The organism is Bacteroidota bacterium, from assembly GCA_039821555.1.
Lineage (GTDB): Bacteria > Bacteroidota > Rhodothermia > Rhodothermales > Rubricoccaceae > JBCBEX01.
Window position 1 is genome coordinate 1 of sequence record JBCBNX010000003.1, and the last position, 22,066, is coordinate 22,066.

The following is a 22,066-nucleotide window of genomic DNA, read 5'->3' on the forward strand; positions in this document are numbered from 1 at the left end:
CGGTTGAACGCGGTTGCCTGGGCCCATCGGGGCGTCCGCGACGGTCTGGCGCTTGCGCCACTTGGCGGCGGTCTTGCGATTGAGGCCGTGTTGCACGGCGAGGGCGCTCACGGTCTTCTGGGAGCGTTGGAGGGCTCGTCGGGTGGCGTGCGTGGTGCGGGCGCTGCCGTGTAGAAGTAGTCCCATAGGAGGTCGGGGTTAAAGTGGTCACAGGGTAGACCACGACACTCTGGGACTATACACCCTAGCGACTGGCGAATAGAGAAGCGTCGACGGGGGGGAATTCGTTTGACGCTGCCTCCGAACCCGATTTGCTTTCACACCGCCACACCGCCACACCGCCACACCGCCGCGGTATTTTGGGACGGCTGCCGCAGGTTCGCCGCACACGACCCTCGACCCTCGACCTCCAGCATGGCTCTCTCGTACTCGATCCGCGAAGGCCTCGCGGGCTTTGGCCGCGCCAAGTTTGCCACCGTCACCTCCGTGAGCGCGCTCGTGGTGGCGCTGGTGCTCATCGGGCTCTTCGGGCTGCTCCTCTGGCAGGGGCAGCAGGTCGCCCGTGCGCTCCAGCAGCAGGTCGGCGAGTTCCAGGTGTTCCTCGACCTCGGGGCGGACACCCGGACACAGCAGACCATCAACAACCGCCTCCTTGGCCATCCCGGGGTGGAAGCAGCGAGCTTCATCTCGCAGGAGCAGGCCTACCGTTCGTTCGTGCAGGACTTCGGCGAGGGCGCCGAGGATGTCGTTGGCGAGAACTTCCTTCCCGCCTCGTTTCGCGTGCAGGTAACGCCCGACTACGCCACCGCCGACAGCATCGACGCCATCGCAGCCACCGTCGAGCCGATGCGTGGCGTGGACGAGGTCGCCTACGACGCGGGCATCATCGAGCGGGTGCGCGAGAATCTCCAGGTGGTGCAGACGGTCGCGCTCGCGCTCGCGGTGCTGGTTGTGCTGACGGCGCTCTTCCTCGTGGGCAACACGATCCGGCTGACGATCTACGCGCGGCGCATGCTCATCCGCACGATGAAGCTCGTCGGCGCGACCAACAGCTTCATTCAGCGCCCCTTCCTCGTCGAAGGCATCGCGCAGGGGCTGATCGCAGCGGTGGTCGCCTGCACCGTGATCTGGGCGACCTACGGCGCGCTGCTCGGACAGATTCCGCAACTGGCTGGCCGTGGCTGGCCGCTCGGCTCGCCCTTCGCCACGTTCGGGGCTGTGTTCGTGCTCGGCGCGCTCTTCGGCTGGCTCGCCTCGTGGGTCGCGGTGCGCCGCTTCGTCCAGCGCATCACGCTGTCGTGAGCGGCGCAGGTCAAGGGGCGCAGGTCGCGGGTCGCCGGACAAACGGGCATCGGAGCGACTGCTCCCCGCTTCCTCGGCTTGTCCGTGCGTCATGCCTCGTGCTGGTCCTCTTGTGCACGGGGTGCTCGGGCGACGGCGACTCGCCGTTTCGGTTCGAGCGGCTGGCGGTGCGCGACACGGTGACGCACGCGATTGCGCTGGACGGCCGGACGCTCGTGCTGCAGGCCGAGGTCGGCCGCATCGACGTGACCGGCTGCGACACGGCGACGGTGGCGACGGTGCAGGTCGTCCGCACGGCACGCGGCGCGACGGAAGGCTCGGCCCGCCAACGGCTCGGGCGCGGCGAGGTGGTCCGCATCGACGGGGACGACGAGATCGTGCAGGTCATCGCGCCTGCCCCGCAGCCGCCGGGCATCGAAACCGCGTTCGAGGCCCTCGTGCCTGCCGAAGCCCGCCTGTACCTCCAACTCGACGAGGGCGCCATCACGTTGGCTGGGGCTGGCGGGCCCACCGTGACGGCGCAGACCGGCAAGGGCACCATCCGCGCGGAAGCCCTCGCCAGCGACACGACCACCCTCAGTGCTACGGCTGGGGGCGTGGAGGCCGTCGTGGCAGCGCTGGCACCGCAGGCTCGGCTCATCGTCGCGGTCGAGGAAGGACGCGTCGAGGTGGACCTGCCCGCTGACACCGCTGCCGAGCTTGACGCCGCGAGCGGTACGGGCCTCGTGAGCGTGGACGGGTTCTCGTCGGCATCGACGGACCGAGCTGAGACGGAGACGGGGCAGCGCGTGACAGGCCGCGTCGGCGGTGCGTCCCGCGCGCGAGTTGAGGCGCGAGTCGGGGTCGGGACCGTGACGGTGCGAGGGCGGTAGGCCATCGGCTAGACTAGGTCATGTGTGCGAATGTGGTGTGGTCGGCGGGGCTTCCCGAAAAAGAGGGGAAGCTGGGGCAAAGCCTGAACGATTCGCGCGAGGCCTATGTACGTCGGTGCAGCTTTCCGCCCACCCCCGTTTTCCTATGTCCTTGCTCCAGAGTCTCGCGTTCATGATCGGCGGCTTCGCGCTGCTGCTCGTCGGCGCGGAGGCCCTCGTTCGAGGCGCCTCAGCCTTGGCACTCCGTTTCGGGCTATCGCCGCTCGTGGTCGGATTGACCGTGGTGGCATTCGGGACGAGCAGCCCGGAGTTGGTGATCTGCATTGCCGCGGCGCTCTCCGGCGACGGCGGGATTGCGCTCGGCAACGTGGTCGGGTCGAACATCGCCAACCTCGCGCTCATCGTCGGCGTCGCGGCGGCCATCGCTCCTCTTGCGATTGAGCGGCAGCTGATCCGGATCGACATGCCCGTGGTGCTGGCGTCGTCGCTGCTCATGGTCGCGTTCCTGCTCGATGGCAGCGTCGAGCGCTGGGAGGGGGCCGTGCTCACGGTCGGCATCGTCGTGTACGTGTGGTATAGTATCTGGCAGAGCCGACGGGAGGCCGCCGCGCACCGTGCGGCCCGCGAGGCGGTGGCAGACAACCCCGACGCCCCCATCGCCGAAGACTTGCCGGTCAGCTTCGGGTCGTCCATCTGGCGCGATCTCCTGTTCGTGGCCGTTGGGCTTGTCGGGCTCGTGATTGGTGGCAGGCTCTTGCTGGAGGGCGCGGAGTCGGCGGCGCGCGGCTTTGGGGTGTCCGAGGCCGTCATCGGATTGACGCTCGTGGCACTCGGCACGAGCCTCCCAGAGCTCGCCACGACCGTGGTGGCGGCGATGCGCGGGCAGGGCACCATGGCGCTCGGCAACGCCGTGGGGTCGAACGTCTTCAACGTGCTCGGCGTGCTCGGCCCGACGGCGCTCATCCAGCCCGTCGCGTCCGACGGTGTCGGCGTGGACAGCCTCGCCGTGATGATTGGCGTGACGCTCCTGGTGCACCTCACCATGGCGACGCAGCGCACGATGGCCCGCTGGGAAGGTGCGCTCCTGATTTCGGTGTATGTCAGCTACGTGGTCTGGCTGGTGATCTGACGGGCGACCGTTTGCTGATCTACCGGGTCAGGGGGGCAGGACATGTTGCGTGGCGGCCTCGATCCGAACCACAGCACCTCGGTCCAAACCAAAGCACGGAGCCCCCCGACATCCGAACGCAGTAGCCGGATGCTGGAACCCGGTCGATAGGGCGTCGCTGACGAGGCGCAGGCGAAGGGCGACGAGAAAACGGAAGCAACGGGCTTGATCCACCCGGGCAAGAATTGACGTGGTAGGGATAGTCGGCTTCGTGCGAGGCCATCTAGCTCCTACCAGCGTCGCCTCGATATGCCCGTTGTTTCTCCTCGTGTGGCCCATGCCGTGCACCGCCAGACGCGCATGCGTGGGTTGCGAGGCCTGCTCCTGGCACTCGTGTGCCTGAGTGGCCTGCCCGCGACCGCGCAGCTCGTGGGCGTGTCGGGCGGGGTCCAGGTCTACAGCGAGGGCTACAGCCAGACGGGCCTCGTCGACAACCGGCGGCCAGGCGGCGTGGCGGGCCTGAACGCGCAACTCACGCTGAACATCGGCGGCCAACTCAGCATCCCGTTCTCGACGTTCCTGTCGACCGAGCAGGCGGGCTTCCAGCAGCCGTTTAATCAACTCGGCGCCAGCCCGACGTGGCGGTGGGCGCAGCTCCACGCCGGCTACTTCTCGACGCGGCTCAGCGAGCTCACCCTCGCCGACGCGCGGCTGCTTGGCGGCGGCGTTGAGCTCACGCCCGGCGTGTTCCGGCTGAGCGTGATCCGGGGGCGCAGCCAGCGCGCCGTCGAGGCCGACAGCGCGGCGTTCCGGGACGGCCTCTTCCGCCGCACGCTCACCGCCGTGCAGCTCGGTGTGGGCAAGGAGGAGGGCTGGCACCTCTGGCTCACCGGCCTCCGCGCGGCCGACGACACCACGTCCGTCCAGCGGCCCGGCACGGCCACGCCGCTCGAAAACGTCGCGCTCTCGATGCAGTTTGGCGCGACCATCGTCCCGCGCGTGGCCAAGCTGAGTGGCGAGGTGGCGCTCGCGGCTACCAACGGCGACCGCACTGCCGACTCCCTCGCCTTCGGCGACCTCGACCAACTCGCGAGCCTCGTGGAGCCCTTCTTCACGCCCACGCTCTCTACCCGCGTGGACGGCGCGGCAACGCTCGACCTCGACCTCACGCCAGGGCGCGTCTTCGCGCTCGGCGTCCAGACGCGCTACGTCGGGCCGGGCTACACCTCCGCCGGGGCCATCCAACTCGAACGCGACCTCCTCGACGTCACCGTCGCGCCGCGCGTGACGCTCCGGCGCGTCCGCGTCGCCACCCGCGTGGGCGTGCGCCAGAACAACGTCGCCGGGACGCGCATCAGCACCAAGAACCGGCTGCTGCTCTCGGCGTCGGTCAACGCGCAGCCCTTCGACGGGGCCACGCTCGGGCTCGACTACACCAACTTCGGCCTGCGTACCGAGCGCGAGCGCGACACGCTGCGCGTCAGCCAGGTCTCGCAGACCATCGGCATCACGCCAGGCTACACCTGGCAGACGGGCACGCTCCAGCAGAGCGCGACGCTGTCGTATCGCTTCCAGGACGTGGCGCAGCGCAACCTCACGCGCGGCATCGACGAGGCGACGCGCAACCACGACGTGTCGCTGACGCACACGCTCGCCTGGCCGAGCGGGCTGTCGCTCGCCACGACGGGCACGTTCACCAAGGGCCTCGCGCGGGACCTCGACCAGACGGTCCTCACGCTCGCCGAGACGGTCTCGGCGGCCCTCCTCGACCGGAAGCTGCGGCTCTCGGGGACGCTCTCCTACAACCGCATCGTCCTCGACGACGCGGTCGCCGGGACCGACGGCGCGGACAGCGGCCTCCAGGCGCGCCTGCGCGGCACCTACCGCGTGCAGGGCAACAGCCGCGTCGAGCTCCAGATCGCCACCCGCAGCTTCGCCTACGCCGTGCCCCGCCGGGGCAGCGACGGCTACACGGAGGCTACCGCGCGCCTCAGCTACGCCTACCAGTTCTAGACCGCGCTCCCTCGTCATGCGCCCCCACGTCATGCGCCCGCCGGACTCTGCCATGCCCGTGTCCCTCGTCACGCCCCCGCGCCCCGCTACACGGCGCCTCTTCATACCGCGCCTCGCCATGCTGTCTCGCACCCGGCTTGCCGTTCTCTCGCTGCTCGCGGTCGTCGTTGCGCTCGGCAGCACCGCCCAGGCGCAGGAGGTCACGCTCGACATCCGCGTGGCCGACCCGCTGCCGCGCGACCTCCAGGCGTGGGAGGACGACCCGACGCTGCTCCGTGCCACCGTGCGCAACACGACCGGCGAGGACTTCGACGACCTGCGCTTCGCCTTCACGCTCACGGGCGACCGCCGCGGCCTCGTCGCCCAGACCATCGACGGGCACCCGGCGCAGCCGCGCATCAGCCTCGGCGCGCGCGAGACGCGGGTGCTCACGTGGCCCGAGTTCGGCGGGGCCGAGGAGTCCATCGACATCGAGAGCAGCCTGATCGACGAGGTCGCCCGCGACGGCATCCCGGAGGACTTCTACGAGCTGTGTGTGACCATCTTCGACTTCGGCAACGGACCGCCGCGCGAGGTCGGGGGCACGGGCGACCTCTGCGTGGTGTTCACCGTCGAGGAGCCGGATCCGCCTGAGCTGGTGGTGCCGCTCAACGGCGAGGCCGTCCAGCCGCCGACGCCCATCTTCACCTGGGCCTTCCTCCCGCGCCCCGGAGCCGCTGGGCTCTCCTACCGCCTCACGATCAAGCCGCTCTTCGAGGGCCAGACGTCTACCGACGCCATCGTCGCCAACCCCGTCCTTTTCGACGAGGAGATCCCGACGACGACCTACATCTACCGCCCGTCCGACGCGCCCTTCGACCTGTTCCCCCTCGCCGAGTCGTTCGTGTGGCAGGTGCAGGCGCTCCAGTTCGGCGAGCCCTACGGCCGCAACCGCGGGCTCAGCCCCGTCGGCACGTTCCGTGTGGACGAGCGCGAGACGGGCGAGGGGGCACCGGGCTTGCCGCCAACCGCTCCGCCTGGCACGCTGGCCGATCTCGGCGACGTGATCCTCGAAGAGGCACTGGCGCTGCTGCCCGACCTCCCCGCGGCCATCGAGCGCGGGACGGTGACCGTCGAGGAGACGGCTGGGAGCTACATCCTCTCGGGCACCACGCGGATGCGCCTCGACCTCGACGACACGATGCGCCTGGACGCGACGCTTGACGGGCTCACGCTCGCCAAGGACGACCTCGAACGCGCGGCAGGCGGGCGGCTCCGCGTCGAGCGCACGCCGGAGTCGCTGCCGCTCTCTGACGCCGAGCCGCTCACGATCCGTGCGGTGACGTGGGCCTTCGGCACGGGCGTGGCCGTGGAGGCCGAACTGCGCGTGCCCGACGTCACGGACGAGACGCTCACAGGCGTGCTCGCCGTCACGAATGGCGGCCTCGCGGGCGTGCTCGAAGGCGGCGGGACGCCCGAGAACCCGCTCTTCACCTTCGGCGACGACCCGCTGCGCGTCCTCGTGACGAGCTTCCGCGCGACGTTCCCCGGCGCGGAGATCACGGCCGCGGGCGTCGTGGAGGCGCTCGGCAGCCTCCGCTGCGACATCACCGACCTCAAGCTCTCCGCCGACGGCCTCGACACGGAGAGCAAGACGGCGCTCGCCTGCCGCTCCGACGACGAGTTCCCGCTCGTGGGCGAGAGCGACCGCGTGACGCTGCGCCTCGACCGCCTCACCGGCACGCTCGGGCCGCTCCAGGAGCCGCTCACCTACGACCTCACGCTCCAGGCCCGTCTCGGCCTCGCCGCCGACAACCCCGCCACGGGCGAGGAGGTGCGCTGCGGCCTCGCCATCGCGGGCGGCCTCCAGACGGGCGGCGCGTTCGCCATCGAGCAGGTCGTGCCCGACTGCCCGATCCCCGACCCGAGCCTCGACCTCGGCTTCGTGGCCCTCGACTTCAGCGACCTCCGCGCCGACCGCCTCGCCTACACGCCCGGCGCGGGCTGGGACTTCGCGCTCGGCTTCGACGCCGCGCTGCGCTTCCCCGGCTTCGACGATCTCACCGTCGCGTCGGCCAACGACTTCACGATCTCCGACGCCGGGCTTACCGTGCCGAGGGTCGCGCTCGACCGCGCCGCGCTGGAACGGGCCGCCTTCACTGCCGACGGCTTCGGCATGACGCTCCGGCGGCTCACCATCAACGCATTCACCTTCCCGCTCTTCTCGTGGGAGCGCATCGGGCCGGGGCCGTGGGATCTCGCCTTCGACGCCGACGTGACGCTGCCCGAGACGGAGGCCATGCCCGCGTGCCTCGCCAACGCCGTGATCGGCTTTTCGGGCTTCCGCAGTCAGATCAACGGCGAGGACATCATCGGCGGCGAGCTGCGGCTGGACGACCTCGCGCCGTGCCGCTGGGACCTCGGCGACGCTGGCTTCGCGCTCGACCTCCGCCGCCTCGACGGGCAACTCAACTGGCAGCGCGTCAGCGCCGATGCCGACCTCGACGCCCGGGGCCGCTTCGCGCTGGATGCCGCGTTGGTCGCCGCTGCCCCGTTCGGCTGCGCGGGCAGCACGGCGGGCGCGCTCGGCGAAGGCGAGCTGACGGTGCGCAACAGCCTCTACGGACGCGTGGCGCTCACGAGACCGTCGTGCCCGGTCGGCATCGGTCCGTTCGAGGCCTCGATCCGCGAGGCGACGCTTACGTTCGGCGAGACCAGCCGCCTCGGCTCCGAGGCCGTCCTCGACGCGACCGCGCGCCTGGCGATGGCCGACGGTGGCATCGTGGACGGCTCGTTCGTACTCGACCTCGTCACAGGCGACTTCCTCGACGTGCGCTTCGTGCTCGACCAGCCGTTCGCGCTCCAACTCCCGAGCACGGCCGACCCTGCGATGACCTTCCGCATCAACCGCGCGGAGCTCTCGATGGACGGCCTCCTCATCGACGGGCGCCACCAGCTGCAGACTGGCACGACGACCATCGGGACGACCTTCGACCAGGCGCTCTTCGCGCTCTCGCTCGACGGGCTGACCGCGGGCCGCGTGGTCTTCGACGCGCCCTTTGCCTTCGCCGCAGGCATCGACCCCGCGACAGGCAACCTCGACGGGCAGGCGGTCGCGCTCGGTGCGCCGCTCGGCTTCACTCCGGGCGTCCGCTTCGACCTCGACGGGCAGGTGGTGCTCGACTCGGCGGGCGTCCGGGCGAGCGGGACCGCCGCCGCCGCTCTCGCCCTCGACGGTAGCCTCGGCGACAACGCCGAGCGCTACGACAGCGACTTCAGCGTCGAGATGAGCGAGGACTTCGTCGTCGGCCTCTCGCCCGCGTTCGGCGTGCGCGACGGGCAAGCCGACCTCCTGTGGCAGGGCCGCCGCGTGGCCTACATGGATCCGGCTGGCTTTCACCTCGACCCAGCGTTCATCGCCAATGCGCTGCTGCCCGACACCCTCGCGCTGCCGTCGCAGGACGTGGCCTACGTCGTGCTCAAGCGCGACGACCGCTGGCTCGTGGACCTGGAGCCCGTCGCCAACGACGCCGTGCGCATCCGCACCCGCCCGAGCGAGCCGCTCGAACTCGTCGTGCCTGCGCTGGCTGAGGGCGGCCAGCCTGCCCCGCGCCTCGCCGTCGCCTTCAACGACGCCGTGTTCACGACCGACCCGAGCAGCCCCGAACTCGTCAGCGGCACCATCGCGGCGAGCGTGCCGCAAGGCCTCGCGCTTGGCCCCGACGTGCCGTTCACCGTGCGCGCGCTGCAATACGGTGTCGGCACCATCGACGGCCGTCCGCAGTCGGCGCTCTTCCTCCAGGGCGACGTGCAACTGTTCGACCAGACGGTCGGCGCGAACAACGACGTGACGCTCGCGATCACGACCGACGGCGTCGCGCGGGGTACGTTCGACGTGGGCGGGCTCTCCGAGCTCGTGCCGGTCGTGTCCGGCAGCGACCGCGTGGATCTGCTCGTGGAGGCCGTGCGCGGGACGATGACCGTGCCCGTGACCGCGTCTGCGCCTGGCAGCGCCACGTTCGCCTTCGACGCCGACGCGCGGCTGCAGGTCAACGGCGACGCCGGACCGGTCGCGGAGGCCACGATGACCGTCGAGGCCGGGCCGGGCCACATCGCCGTGACCGACTTTGCCCCTGCGTTTTTCGGTGAGCGCCCCACGCTCGGCTTCGACGACTTTGGCATCCGCGTGGACTCGCTGACGACGCTCGCCGAGTTCCGCTACGACACCCAGACGGGTTTCGACTTCGCGGTCAAGGTGGACCTCGCCGTCGTGGTGGACGTGGAGGGACCCAATGGGGGCGATAGCGAGCCGTTCGTGTTCCCGCTGCGCGGCGTCGAGATCCGTGACGAAGGTCTCGTGGTGCCGCCGCAGGACGTGAGCCGGAGCTCGCTTCCAGGCCTCCAGCTCCCGCCCTTCGCGCTCGGCGGCGTCGAACTCGAACCGCTCGCGCTGCGGACGGCTGCGAACCTCGTCTTCGACTGGTACAGCGGCACCGCCTTCGGCCTCGACCCGCGCTTCGACTTTGCGCTGCGGCTGCCGGGCTTCGCCGACACCGGCCTCGTGCCTGTGGACGGCTTCACCGTCACCGACGCGGGCTACAGCGACGGCATCCTCACGGGCACGGTCACGGCGCACACCCCGCAGGACGGCGCGCGCCTCCCGCTCGCGCCCGGTGGTCCGACGCTCGTCGTCACCCGCGCCGTCGGGACGCTCGAAGAGCGCGGCGGCATGCAGGCCGTCGACCTCGACCTCGACGCGACGCTGGAGGACCTGCCCAACTTCGCCAATGGCGCCAACGATGGGGGGGGCGGTGCGGCGTCCTGCCCGCAGCCGACGACGTTCCAGGTTACCCTCGTGGACGGCCTCGGCTTCGCGGGGAGTGTCGAGAACTTCGCTCCGTGCGGGACGCTCGCGCTCGGTCCGGCAGCGCTGCGCGTGACGGGTTCGGCGCTCGCCTTCGGCTACACCAACGACGTGCAGCTCGTCCGCCTCGACGGCGGCGTGGTGGTGGACCTGCCCGGCCCGAGCGCCGCCGCGCCGCCGACGCAGATCACCGGCAGCCTCGTCCTCGACGTGCTCACCGGCACCATCGCTGACGGCTCGATCCTCGTCACGCAGCCCTTTGGCCTCGGCTTGCCCTTCGAGGACCCGATGCTCACGTTCACGGTCAACGAGGCCGAGCTGAGTGCGGCGGGCCTCCGCCTCCGTGCGCAAGGCACCGTAAACGCCGATCCGGCGACCGTGGGCGTGACCTTCAACGACCTCCTCGTGGACCTCCAGGCGGCGCAGGTCGTGAGTGGCGATGCCGTCATCGCGGCGGGTGTGGGCGTGGAGGTGCCGCTGAGCCCGATCGACCTGCGCCTCGTGGCCGCCAGCGCGCCGCCGTTTACCGACGAGGGCCTCCGCTTCGACTTCAACAGCGCCGTCACGCTCGACGCGCAGGGGCTCCGCTTCGCCGGGAGCGGCACGGGCGCGTTCAACTTCGCGGGCGAGGTGCGCAGCAACCTCCGGCTCGAATTCGAGAACGGCTTCGCGGTCAACGTTGGCGCGTTCGCCGTGCGGCAGGGAAGAGCTGCGCTCTACCTCGACGAGGGCGGCCGGGCGACCGAGCCGCTCGCCTACCTCGACGCGACGGGCTTCCACGTGGGCGGCGGGGTCGTGGCGCTGCTGCCGGACCGGCTCCCGCTGCCGACCGAGGACGTGGCCTACATCCAGCTCAAGGACGCGCAGGGGCAGCCGCTCGTGGATGTCGCGCAGCAGTCCGACGGCGGCTACACCCTCGCGACGCGCCCCAACGAGCCGCTGCCGATCGTCCTCGCGGCGCTCGACAACACCGGCGCGCCGCCGACCGTGCTCGCCGCGTTCAGCCTCACGACGGACGCCGCCTACAACCCGACGGGCGGTGCGCTCACCCTGCAGGCCGAGGGCGACCTCGAACCGGCGCTCGACCTGCCGGTGCGCCTCACCGCGCTCGCGCTCACCAGCACGGGCAGCGGCGTCACGCTCGAAGCGGGCCTCCGCATCGACCTGCCCGACGGCCTCGACGGCGTGAATGCCGACGCGCTCGACGCGACGCTCGCGCTCGGCCCCGACGGCTTCCAGGGCACCGCCGAGATCGGCACCTACGCGACGGCCTACGACCCGAGCCTCGCGCCGGTCGTGACCTTCGAGACGACGGGCACGCTCAGCGGCAGCCCACAGCCGGACGCCTTCACCGTTGACGTGACGGGCGTGCGGCTCTCGTTCGGTAACACCAATGGCATCGACCTCGCTGGCACCGTGGCGAGCAGCCTTCTCACGGACGACAGCGGCGTGCCCGCGCGGCTGTTCTACACCGCCGGTTACGTGAGCAACCAGTGGGCGTTCAGCGTCGATCCGGTCACGCTGCCGACCACGATCCCGCTCGGCCTGGCTGACCTCAAGCCTGCCGATGTCGACCCGGTCGAACTCGACGTCACCGACACGAGCGTCGTGGTCTCCTTCTCCGGCGAGGTCGCCTTCGACGACGTGCTCGGCGAGCCGCTCGCAGTCAGCGTCGAGGACCTCCGCGTGGGCGTCGAGAACGTGCCGTCGCAGCCGGCGCTCGTCTTCGGGCTCGGCGGCGCGGGCGTGACCGTGCCCGACCAGCAGGCCGACCTCTTCGACGGGGCCGTGACGCTCACACTCCTGCAGCCGGGCCTCGCCGTGAGCGGGCGCGTGCTCACCGTGAGCGCCCGGAGCGGTAGGCTCACGCTCATGGAGCAGGCCATCGACTTCCAGGACATCTCGGTGGCGACCGACGGCCAGTTCAACCTCGGTCAGGCGACCGTGCGGGACGTAGACCTCGTGGAAGACTACGTCGCGCTCCAGACGCTCACGCTCTCAGCGAGCAACGCCCGGATGCGCCTCGCGGCGACGCTCGAAGCGACGCTGCCCGCGCCCGTGGACAGCGAGGCCGAGGGTACGCTCACCATCGACCGCAACGCCGCCGACGGGACCGTCAACGTCGCCGCCGCCGTGGCCTTCCAGACGGACCTGCGCTACGACCTCGGCGACAACGGCTTCGCCACGTTCGAGCTGACCAAGGCGGGCGTCGAGCTCGACGTGGTGACGCCGGAGAACTCGGGCGTCTACGCCAACGGGCGCGTGCTCATCCCGCGCAGGCAGGGCGACCGCGCCTCGGGCGAGGCCGAGATCCTCTTCGGCGAGGCGACGGGCTTCCCGGCCAACGCGGGCCTCGGCTACAGCCCCGGCCAGGGCCTCCGCTACAACGCCACCGGCCACGCCGCCTTCGCGGTCGAGTTCGGCTTCTTCGATCTCAGCGTCACCGCCGACGCGAGCGTCTCGGACCAGAGCCAGTTCCAGGTCGTGCTCGGCGGCACGGCGGGCTTCACCGTGCCCAACGTCGCAGCGAGCCTCGGCTACGAAGGCCTCACGATCACCCCGGACGGCGTCACCGACTGGGGCAACCTCGACGGGACGGGCTCGGTGAGCGTGATGGACATCGTGAGCCTCGGGCTCGGGAAGTTTGTCTACGAGGAGGCCGCCGAGGGCGAGTCGTTCACGATCCAGATCGCCGAGAGCACCGGCGACACGCCCGCTGACCCCAGCGCGGCCCCGCCGACGCGCGAGGTGAGTGGCGTGCGGCGCTACCTCTGCTTCGGCCCGTGCAGCGACGCCGTCCAGGGTGGCACGCCCCCGGCCCCGTCCCGGGGCGACGCGCTCACGATCTCGCTCGGCGGCTCCGGCAATGCCGACGGCGGCGGCGGCTTCAGCGGCGGCGTCGGGCGCGTTCTCTTCTACGAGACCGCCGATGCGACCAAGCTCTTCGCCGTGGACGACGCCAACCTCGCCATCGGCCAGCTCTTCGAGATGAACGCGAGCCTGCTCTACGAGAGCGGCCCCGACGGCGTGCTGCTGCGCGCGTCGGGCACCGGTGCTTTCGAGGCGGGCGGCCAGGCCGTCGGCGCGGCGATCGCGGGCTCGTTCTCGAACAAGAACGACGAACTCAGCTTCGGGCTCTTCGTGGCGGTGGCGGCCGACGCAGGCGTGCCCATCGTGCCGGGCATGGTCACGGCGACCGGCCTCGGCGGCGGCTTCTTCTACAAGCCCGCGCCCGAAGACCTCCGCATGGTCACCGACGCCATCCAGGGCGCGCCCTTCAACTACACGCCCGTCCGCGAGGGCGGCATCCCGACCTCGCTCAACGCGGACTTCGCGGCCATGCTCTACGCCAAGGCTGGCATCGGCAACGCCGTCGCGCCCTACATCATCGACGCGCAGGCGTATTTCCAGGTCACCAACGAGTCTGTCTACCTCGACGCGCAGGGCACCGTCCTCGAACTCGACGGCGAGGGTAGTCCTGCGGGGGCCGAACTCAGGGCCGGGCTCTACATCGGTGCGCAGTACGAGCCGTTCTTTCTCGAAGGCGGCGTCGCCCTTGATCTCGCGGTGCCCGTCGTGCTTACGGGCGACATGGACCTCAACCTGTTCATGGGCATGCCCGAGGGGCAGTCCAACCTCATTTGGGGCATCATCGGCGAGGCCGACTTCGAGGTCTACTCGATCCTGGATGCCGATGGCACTTTCCTCGCCTCGTCCGACGGCTTCCTCATCGAGGCGGGCATGGGCATCGAGGCGGACATCGCGAGCATCATCAGCATCAACGCCCAGGCCCGGGCCTCGATCTGGCTCATTGATGCACCCGGGTTCAGTATGCCGTTCGGGGCGTATGCCACCTTCTCCGCCGAGGCTTGCCTGGGCTTCTGCATCAGCGGCGAGGCGAAGGGGGCCTTCGTCACCCGGCGCGGCGGGGGCTACCAGCTCTACGCGGGTGTCAAGGGCTGCGTGGACCTCTTCTTCAGCGAGCCCTGCCTCCGCGCCTGGATGTCGCTCGACGGTGGCGGCTGGGACGGCGGCGTCGGCGAGGGCGCGCACGGCGACCTCGTTGCGCAGGCGCAGGCGCAGCGGGACCAGTTCCGTCAACGCATCGAGGACCTCAAGAACCAGATGACGGCTGCCAAGGAGGCGCTCCAAGCACCGCCGGCCTACCAGCCCGTCGCGGTCTCCACGCAAGACCTCGAGCGCGCCGGGACGAACCTCTACCTCGCTGGCGACAGCGAGCGCCGCGCCTGGTTCGACCTGATGGCGGCCAACGAGCAGGCGCCGCTGCCCAGTGGACTCAATAGCACGCGCACGGTGCTCGGCTATGCGGCCTCGCCGTTCACGACCATCCCAGCCAACGCCGACCTTGCCCCCGAGACGGCGCTGGTGCGGGCCAACTCGGCCGTGGCCCGCGCCGAGCGTAGCGCCGAAGCCGTGCTGCCGCACCTCTCCAACGTCCAGCAGCGTGCGATCACCGAGTTGGGCGACGCCTCGCAGGCCTTCGACGATATGCTCGCTGCGCTCGTCACCTCGCCGGTCCAGAGCCGGTTCGTCCCCGACACGAGCGGGGTCATCACCGCCTCCACGTCGTTTTCCATCGATGGGAGCCTGGCTTCTCAGCAGGCGGGGTTTGCCGCGCAGACGCGCGCCGAGATCGAGGCGCTCGACGCGGCCTTCCGTGAATCCATTGAGGACGTAGCGCAGAGCGTCCGAGAGATCGACCGGTTGATGGGCTCGAACCCCAGTGTGCCGGAAGCCTTGGCTCCTACAGACAACATGTTGGCTGCCTTCTTCCAGGCGCTGGCCGGGGCCGCGGTGAACAGCGCGGCCGAAGACTTCGCTGGAGCCATTGAGGCAACGGATCGATACTACGCGAAGCTCGCCAACCTCCAGTGGGAGCAGCGAGCGTTCCTCCTCAGCCGTCACAGCCAGCTCGATCTCCGCGGCACGCTCGACGCCTTGCCGATTCTCAGCAGCCGCGACGTACCCGGAGGCGAAGGGGATTTCACACTGACGCCCGAGGCGTCCAGCCGCGCAGCCGCTCGGCTCGGCATCGTCTACGCACTCCGCGACGGGCAGGACGCGAGCACGTTCAACCCCCGTGCGAGCTTCAGCTGGGACCCCACGCTCAGCAGCTTCCACCGCGAGCTGACGCGCACGCAGGCCTCGAACCAGCGTGTTGCGATCAAGAACGACATCGAGGGGAAGGCGGGGAATCTGTGGTACGATATTCACGACCTCGGCCTGCCCGCGGCTGCGCTGCACCTTACCAGAACGCTCGACCCAATCAGAGAGCAGCACCGCTTGGCCCTCAACGGGGTGCGCGCGAGCTACGCCGACATGACCGAGTCGCTCGACTTGGCCTATGACGTGAAGGCAGACCTCGTCACCACGCTGCATGGCCTCGTGGATAACTACGCCGTCTGGCGCGAGGCCGCCTACGGCGTTGGTGACTCGGTGTCGGTAGCCTACGCGGGCTATCGCGGTGCGCTCGAAGACGCCCTCGCTCCGCCGACCGTCGCGGCGCTCACGGTGACGCCGAACCGGATCAGCTTCTTCAACGAAGCCGGCATCCGCTGGGCTACGACGCACCCGCTCGGCTTGGCCGAGAGCGCGATCCAGGTCCAAATCGAGCGCCGCGATGGTCCGCAATCCGGACGGTCCGACAGTGATGTCGGTACGGGCTTCTACAACTACGAGACGGTCGGCAATGCCGACGCGGCTACCGTGGTCCGCTACCGCCGAGTCGGGGACATCCGGGATGCGTTCGCAGCAGACGCACCCTACGAGGAGGAGGACTACAGCGTGGGCGTGCGCGTACGCGGACCCGCGGGACGGATGACCGTCCGACGGGGCAGCTTCCAGCTTCAACTCGGACCCAACGGAGCGCCTAGCACGCCTGCGGGCACGCCCGTGCAGACTCAGGATGCTAGCCCGCCGACTGCTCTGCTCTACCTAGAGTCCTTCTATGAAAAGGGCACGCAGATCCTCAATGGCAGCATCGGCACGTTTTCGTTCCCCGTCCCTGTCGAGCGCTGGTGGACCAACGACGGCCAACGGCTCCGCCTACACGTGGTGGCGGAGGACCGCGAGTCCGACATTGCCACGTTCGAGTATGCCATCGGCTCGGGCGAGGGCGGGCAGGACGTGGTGCCGTGGAGCCGCCTCGAAGGCGACCTGGACTACTGGCCGTTGCCCGGCGAGTCGCGCATGCAGAAGGTGCTCGACGCGCGCACGCGCATCCTCAATATGGAGCCAGGACGGGCCTACTACGTGAGCGTCCGTGTTACGAACGGCGTGGGGATCACGAGCCGGACCATCAGCGATCCGCACGGCATCGTCTTCGACCCGTCGCCGCCGACGGCTCCATCGCAGCTATCCATGGTGGCGCTCGACGATCTGCCTTTCTCTCCGCCTGTGTGGGGGGGCATCCCGCTCTACACGGACGCCGTGAATCCTCTGGTCACCAGCACACCCGCCGACGAGAGCACTCCGTCGTGGTCGGAGTACAACACGATGGTCCGGTCCGACCTCGTACCGGTCGCCTCGCTGTCGTGGCAGGCCTCCGAAGACGAGGAGTCGGGCGTGATGCACTACCTGTACTGCCTCACCGAAGACGCTGCCGTCCCCGAAGGCTGTGACGTCATCAACCGCACGACGACGACCGAGACATCGGTGAGCTTCGTGGGCGGGCCGAACCGTCACTACAACCTGCTCCGCGACTTCGGCGACGAGTTCTACGTCCACGTCTTCGCGGTCAACCACGCGGGCCAGCTAAGCACGCCCCTCTCCGTAGCGATGACCGCCGCCGACCCGACGCCGCCGACCACGCCCAAGGCCGTCGGACGGCTCGCGAAGAGCAGCCTCCGTGGCGACGTGCTCTACGTCCACGCCGTCGAGCAGTCAATCGACCCCGAGACGGAACTCCTCGGCTACCAGTACGCCATCGGCTCGTCGCCCGGCGCGACCGACGTGCGTGGCTGGCCGTCCGGAACCGACGTGGACCGCGTCTCGCAGAACAGCGAGATCTGGACGTTGCCAGCGTCGCCCTTCGTGGTCGTTCCCCAGACCGAACTGCCTCCGACGCCAAGCTATGTCTGTATCCGCGCGATCAACGGCCAGGGGATGCCCTCGAACATCTCGTGCACGGGTCCGGTGGTGCCCGACCTCAGCCCGCCTGTGGTGCCCGGGCTCGACCTCACGTACAACGAGCCCAACTGGCTGCTCGGCGAGGCGACGCTCGGTATCACGCTCAACGGCGTCTACGATACCGGCACCGGCGTCACGAAGGTGACCTACCTCATCATCAAGGCCGACGGCTCGGCGTTCGTGACGTCCGGTACGCTCGCCGAACTTGATCCACCGGCGACGACACCGACGACCCTTGCGGAGACTATTCCGATGGGGAATGCCGAGCCAGGCGACCGCGTGACCGTCTACGTCCGCGACGGCACCGGTCAGCAGACCATCGTCACCGGCACGATTCCATCGAACGAACTGGTGTTCGAGACAGAGGGTCCGGTCATCACCCTGCCGCCGGGTTTCATGGTTCCAGTCCAGGGCAGCGGCGGCGGTAACTGAACGAATCACCGCGAGCCTGATCCACTCAGGCAGTGAACTCCGTGACAGGGGTGGCGGCACACGTCGTCGCCCCTGTTTCGTCTGCCGCTCTGCTCATGCCCTGCGTCTCCGACCTGCCTGTCTCTGCGTTCCGTTGTGCCCTGGTGGGCCTTGCGGTCCTTGTCGCAGGCTTTATGGTGAGCGTCCCCGTTACGGCTCAGGAAGTGCGTGTGCTCACGCAGGCTGACGGCGATGCCTACGTCTACCACACGCTCGACATCCCGGCCCGGGGCGGCGTGCGGGTCTACCGCGACGGCGCGCTCCTCACGCCTGAACCACTGCGCCCTGCGGAGGACGGCGTCACGTTCGCGGGTCGCGTCGGAACGGTCTACGCCGAGGTGGCCACGCTCGCCGAGCGCAACGACCCGCAGGCGGTTTTCCTCCGCGTCCGCACGCAGCCCGACTTCGGCGCGATCATGCGAGCGGGGTTTCCCGAGGTAGCAGAGGCGCTGGCCGAGCTCTACGTGGACGCCGACGCGCCCCGGGGCCGCGCCACCTACCGCGTCGAGGTCGTGGACGAGGACGACCAGCCAACGGGCACCGAGGCGTCGGCGACGGTGACTCTGGCGCCGACCGTGCCTGAGGCCCCGGCCCGCCTCCGCGCCGAGCATGAGGGCCGCAACGTGACGCTCACCTGGAGCTATCCCTCCGTTGGCAGTCCCGGCGCGTTTCGGTTCGACGTCTACGCCCAGCGCGAGGGCAGCGCGCAGGCGCTCCGCATGACGCCCCGCTCGATCCTGCGCACGAGCGATGCGAGCACCTACGTCCGCAGCTTTGCCGTCCCCGCGCTGGGCGAGACCTACGCGCTCACCGTGGTCGTGCGCGACGTGACGGGCCAGCAGGTCGGCAGCGATGCGCTCCGCCTGGAGGTCGTCGACAACGTCCCGCCGCCGCGCATCGCGGACGTGCAGGTGCGCGGGTCGAGCGGTCGGGAGGGGGCCGCCGCCGAGATCACGTGGCGGGTGAGCCTTGCGCCTGACCTCGCAGGCTACCACGTCTACCGCGCCCCACGCATCACCGGGCCCTACCGCCGGTTGACCGCTGAGCCACTCGCGCCCCTGCAGACGGCCTACCTCGACACCACCGCTGTCGGCGGCGAGGCGCTGCACTACGCCGTCACCGCGCTCGACGCAGCGGGCAACGAAGGCGACCGCAGCAACGCAGCGACGTTCTACATGGAGGACCGCGTACCGCCCGCAGCTCCCACGGCGCTCTCGGCTATCGCCGATAACGACCAGACCGTCGCGCTCGCCTGGGAAGACCGCCCGCCCGCGCCCGACCTCGCGACGTACATGATTCTCCGCCAGCGCGTGAACGACGACGGAGCTGGAGCACGAGGCCAGGCTTGGGAGCAACTCAACCAGACCGCCTTCTTTGGCCGTCGTTTCACGGACGACGGCGCGGCAGCGGGCGGCTTCGCTGAGGGCGCGTTCTACCGCTATGCCGTCGCTGCCGTGGACAGCGCAGGCAACGTGAGCGACTCGACCTTCACGACGGTGCAGATCCCCGACCTCACGCCCCCCGAGCCGCCGAGCTACATCGCCGCGACCTCCGACGAGGGCCTTCGCGTTGCCCTCGCGTGGCCCGCTTCGGTGTCGAAGGACGTGACGGCCTACCTCGTCCGCCGCCGCGACCCCGGCGCGACGCGCGACAGCATCGTAGCCCGCGTGCCGAAGGGCGACCGCTACCTCCGCGACGAGGCCGTCTCGCCAGGCCAGACCTACCAATACACCGTCGCCGCCATCGACTCGCTCGGCAACGAAGGATTCCCGTCGCCCGCCGACACGCTGCTCTTGCGCGACCCGAGCCCGCCCCGTACCGCGCGCAACCTCCAGGCGCAGGCCGAGGCGGGCAGCGTCGCGCTTGCCTGGGAGCCAGTGCCAGCGGCCGACCTGATGGGCTACCGCGTCGAGCGCGCGACCACGCCCTCCGGCGTCTATGCCCCGGCACATCAGGGCCTCGTCCCTGAGTCGATGTGGACCGACCCCGCTGGCGCCGTCGGGCAATGGTATCGTGTTGTGGCGGTGGATACCTCCGGCAACGAGAGCCGACCGAGCACCGCCGTCCAGGCTCGCCTAGCCACCGCTGGACGCCCGTAGCCATGCGCCACCCTATGCCGTCTGCGAGAAGTGAGGAGGCAAACCCGCTTCAAAGTCACCCCCGCGAAGGCGGGGGTCTGTACGGTGGATTGTGCAGATCCCGGATCAAGTCCGGGATGACAGAGAGGGGAGAACTAGGCATGACGCTTCCTATTCGCGGTGTTGGCGTCGTCGTCCTTCTGTCTACGCTCCTCACGGTGAGCGCTGTCTCGGCGCAGCCTGCCACGCAGTATTTCGCCGAGGGGCTGGCTCGTCTCCAGGCGGGCGAGGCTGCGGCGGCGATCTTTCCGCTCGAAGCCGCGCTCACGGCTGATCCGGCGCTGCGTGACACCTACCCGGCGCTCGTGGTGGCCCACCTGCAGGCTGGAGAGCCGCAGCGGGCTGAAGTCGTGGCCGCGCAGGGGCTCGAACGTTTCCCCGGCGACCTCCATCTGACGCAACTCCGCGCTGAGGCCTCGTTGCAGCAGGGCGAGGTTGAGGCTGCGCTGCCACTCTACCGCGTCGTGCACGAGGCCATGGAGGCTGGGCGCTCCGTGCCGAACGTGACCGCGGCGCAGGTCCGCGAGCGCCTCGCGACAGTGCTGCAGCACGCCGGGGGACGGGCGTACGAACAAGGCCGTCGCGCTGATGCCGTCGCGCACTACCGCGAGGCTCGCTCCCTTGCGCCCGCCGACGAGGACATCCACGCCAACCTCGCGGCGCTCCATCTCGAAGCGGAAGCCTGGGGCGACGCGCTCGACGTGGCCGAGGCAGGCCTGCGCCATGCGCCACGAAGCACGCGCCTCCTCCGCAGCCAGGCCGCCGCGCTCGGTCGTCTCGGCCGTACCGATGAAACGCTCGGCGCTTACGCGGCCCTGTACGCGCGGACGCCCGCCGACCTCGACGTAGGACTGACCTACGCGCGCACGCTCCTCGCCCAGCAGCGCCTTCCAGACGCCCTCGCTGTGCTCGACGGGCTGCGCGCGCAGCACCCCGGCGCCTTGCCTGTCTATGAGACCGCGCTCGCGGCGCACCTCGCGGCGTTCGACTTCGCTGGCGCGCTCGATCTGCTCGCAGCGATGCGCACCCAGTTCCCAGGGCGTCTCGACGTGGTCGAGCAGCAAGCGGTCCTCTTCGAGATCCTCGACGATGGCCCGCGTGCACGGGCTGCCTACGCCACGCTGCGTGACCTGGGGGCAGATCCTGCCGCGATGCTCCTGCGGGCGGGCCGCACCTACGAGCGCGCCGATAGCCTCGACGCGGCTCTGTCCCTGTACGAGCAGGCCGCGCAGGAGGCGGCCACCGAGACCGTGACGCCCGATGCGGTGACAACCGATGCGCTCGACGCGGTGGGGCGCACGCTCGAAGCGCTCGGGCGCTGGGACGAGGCGCTGTCCGTCCACGAGCGCCGCCGCGAGCGCGCAGACGATGCCGTGTCGTGGACGTACCTCGGGCGTGTGCACGAAGCGCTCGGCGATGAGCAGGCTGCCCAGACTGCGTATGCCGAGGCCGTCGCGCACCCCAACACGCCCGCCGAGGCGCTGACTCGGCTAGCTACGATCACGGGGCAGTCATCGTACGCCTGCGAGGCGCTCACGTCAGCCGTCGCGGAGGCCGCCGCGTGGCAGGCGCAAGCACAGCAGGCCGCCGCACAGCCCTCGCTCGAAGGGCGGCTCGCACTCCGGGACCTCGCGAGCGACCTTGCCCGCAGCGAAGACCGCCTCGATGCCGCCTTCGAGATCGCGCAGACGACGTGTCTACCAGGAGAAACGGAGTCCCGGCTTCGAGCCGCCCTCACGCTCTACCCATCGAGTCCGCGCTTGCACCTGCTGCTGGCCCGCCACTACGACGCAGCCGGACAGCCTGCGCGCGCGAAGGCGGCAGCGCAGGCGGCGGCAGAGTACGCCCCCACCTTCCGCGACGCGCACCTGTTGCTCGGACGTCTTTCCGAGGCCGAGGCGGACTGGAAGCGGGCTGCTCTCGCCTACGAGCGAGCCCGCGCGCTCGACCCCGATGCGGGCGACGCCTACCGAGCGCTGCTGCGCGTCCACACCGCTGCCACCAGCCTCGACGTGGTCGCAGACCGGTGGGCTGGGCAGGCCCGCGCTCGCCCCGACGCCACCGTGCTGTGCGAGCACGCCATCGAGGCGCTGCACAAGACCGAGCGATACGCGGAGGCGCGGGCGCTCGCAGAGCACTGCGCGGGACCCGGATCCTGACATCCGCTGCA

The 22,066-nt window shown here is 70.2% G+C and carries 8 protein-coding genes; 7 read left to right on the forward strand and 1 reads right to left on the reverse strand.

What is annotated here, in order from left to right; all coding sequences use genetic code 11:
- The coding region (locus AAFU51_04440; protein MEO1570496.1) for an IS481 family transposase at window positions 1-186 on the reverse strand (186 nt) is incomplete at its 3' end.
- Between the two features lie 228 nt (window positions 187-414).
- Here AAFU51_04440 and AAFU51_04445 point away from each other — a divergent pair.
- From AAFU51_04445 to AAFU51_04475, 7 genes are all read left to right on the forward strand, one after another.
- Complete coding sequence (locus AAFU51_04445; protein MEO1570497.1) at window positions 415-1,302, forward strand: permease-like cell division protein FtsX; 888 nt, start codon at window positions 415-417, stop codon at window positions 1,300-1,302.
- Window positions 1,303-1,400: 98 nt separating this feature from the next.
- The gene (locus AAFU51_04450; protein ID MEO1570498.1) at window positions 1,401-2,174 is read left to right on the forward strand and encodes a hypothetical protein; all 774 of its coding nucleotides are present in this window, start codon (window positions 1,401-1,403) and stop codon (window positions 2,172-2,174) included.
- Between the two features lie 145 nt (window positions 2,175-2,319).
- On the forward strand, window positions 2,320-3,303 hold the full coding sequence (locus tag AAFU51_04455) for a calcium/sodium antiporter (GenBank protein MEO1570499.1): 984 nt from the start codon (window positions 2,320-2,322) through the stop codon (window positions 3,301-3,303).
- Window positions 3,304-3,591: 288 nt separating this feature from the next.
- Window positions 3,592-5,295 (forward strand): hypothetical protein, encoded by a 1,704-nt coding sequence (locus tag AAFU51_04460; protein ID MEO1570500.1) that lies wholly within the window; start codon window positions 3,592-3,594, stop codon window positions 5,293-5,295.
- Between the two features lie 52 nt (window positions 5,296-5,347).
- Complete coding sequence (locus tag AAFU51_04465) at window positions 5,348-17,719, forward strand: hypothetical protein (GenBank protein ID MEO1570501.1); 12,372 nt, start codon at window positions 5,348-5,350, stop codon at window positions 17,717-17,719.
- A 95-nt stretch (window positions 17,720-17,814) separates the two neighbouring features.
- Window positions 17,815-19,857: a hypothetical protein gene (locus AAFU51_04470; protein ID MEO1570502.1), complete on the forward strand. Its 2,043-nt coding sequence runs from the start codon at window positions 17,815-17,817 to the stop codon at window positions 19,855-19,857.
- A gap of 140 nt (window positions 19,858-19,997) precedes the next feature.
- Window positions 19,998-22,055: a tetratricopeptide repeat protein gene (locus tag AAFU51_04475; protein MEO1570503.1), complete on the forward strand. Its 2,058-nt coding sequence runs from the start codon at window positions 19,998-20,000 to the stop codon at window positions 22,053-22,055.
- Window positions 22,056-22,066 lie beyond the last annotated feature (11 nt).

Coding starts and splice junctions, on each gene's coding strand:
- AAFU51_04445 (MEO1570497.1), top strand. CDS start 415: ATGGCTCTCTCGTACTCGATCCGCGAAGGCCTCGCGGGCTTTGGCCGC.
- AAFU51_04455 (MEO1570499.1), top strand. CDS start 2,320: ATGTCCTTGCTCCAGAGTCTCGCGTTCATGATCGGCGGCTTCGCGCTG.
- AAFU51_04460 (MEO1570500.1), top strand. CDS start 3,592: ATGCCCGTTGTTTCTCCTCGTGTGGCCCATGCCGTGCACCGCCAGACG.
- AAFU51_04465 (MEO1570501.1), top strand. CDS start 5,348: ATGCCCGTGTCCCTCGTCACGCCCCCGCGCCCCGCTACACGGCGCCTC.
- AAFU51_04470 (MEO1570502.1), top strand. CDS start 17,815: ATGCCCTGCGTCTCCGACCTGCCTGTCTCTGCGTTCCGTTGTGCCCTG.
- AAFU51_04475 (MEO1570503.1), top strand. CDS start 19,998: ATGACGCTTCCTATTCGCGGTGTTGGCGTCGTCGTCCTTCTGTCTACG.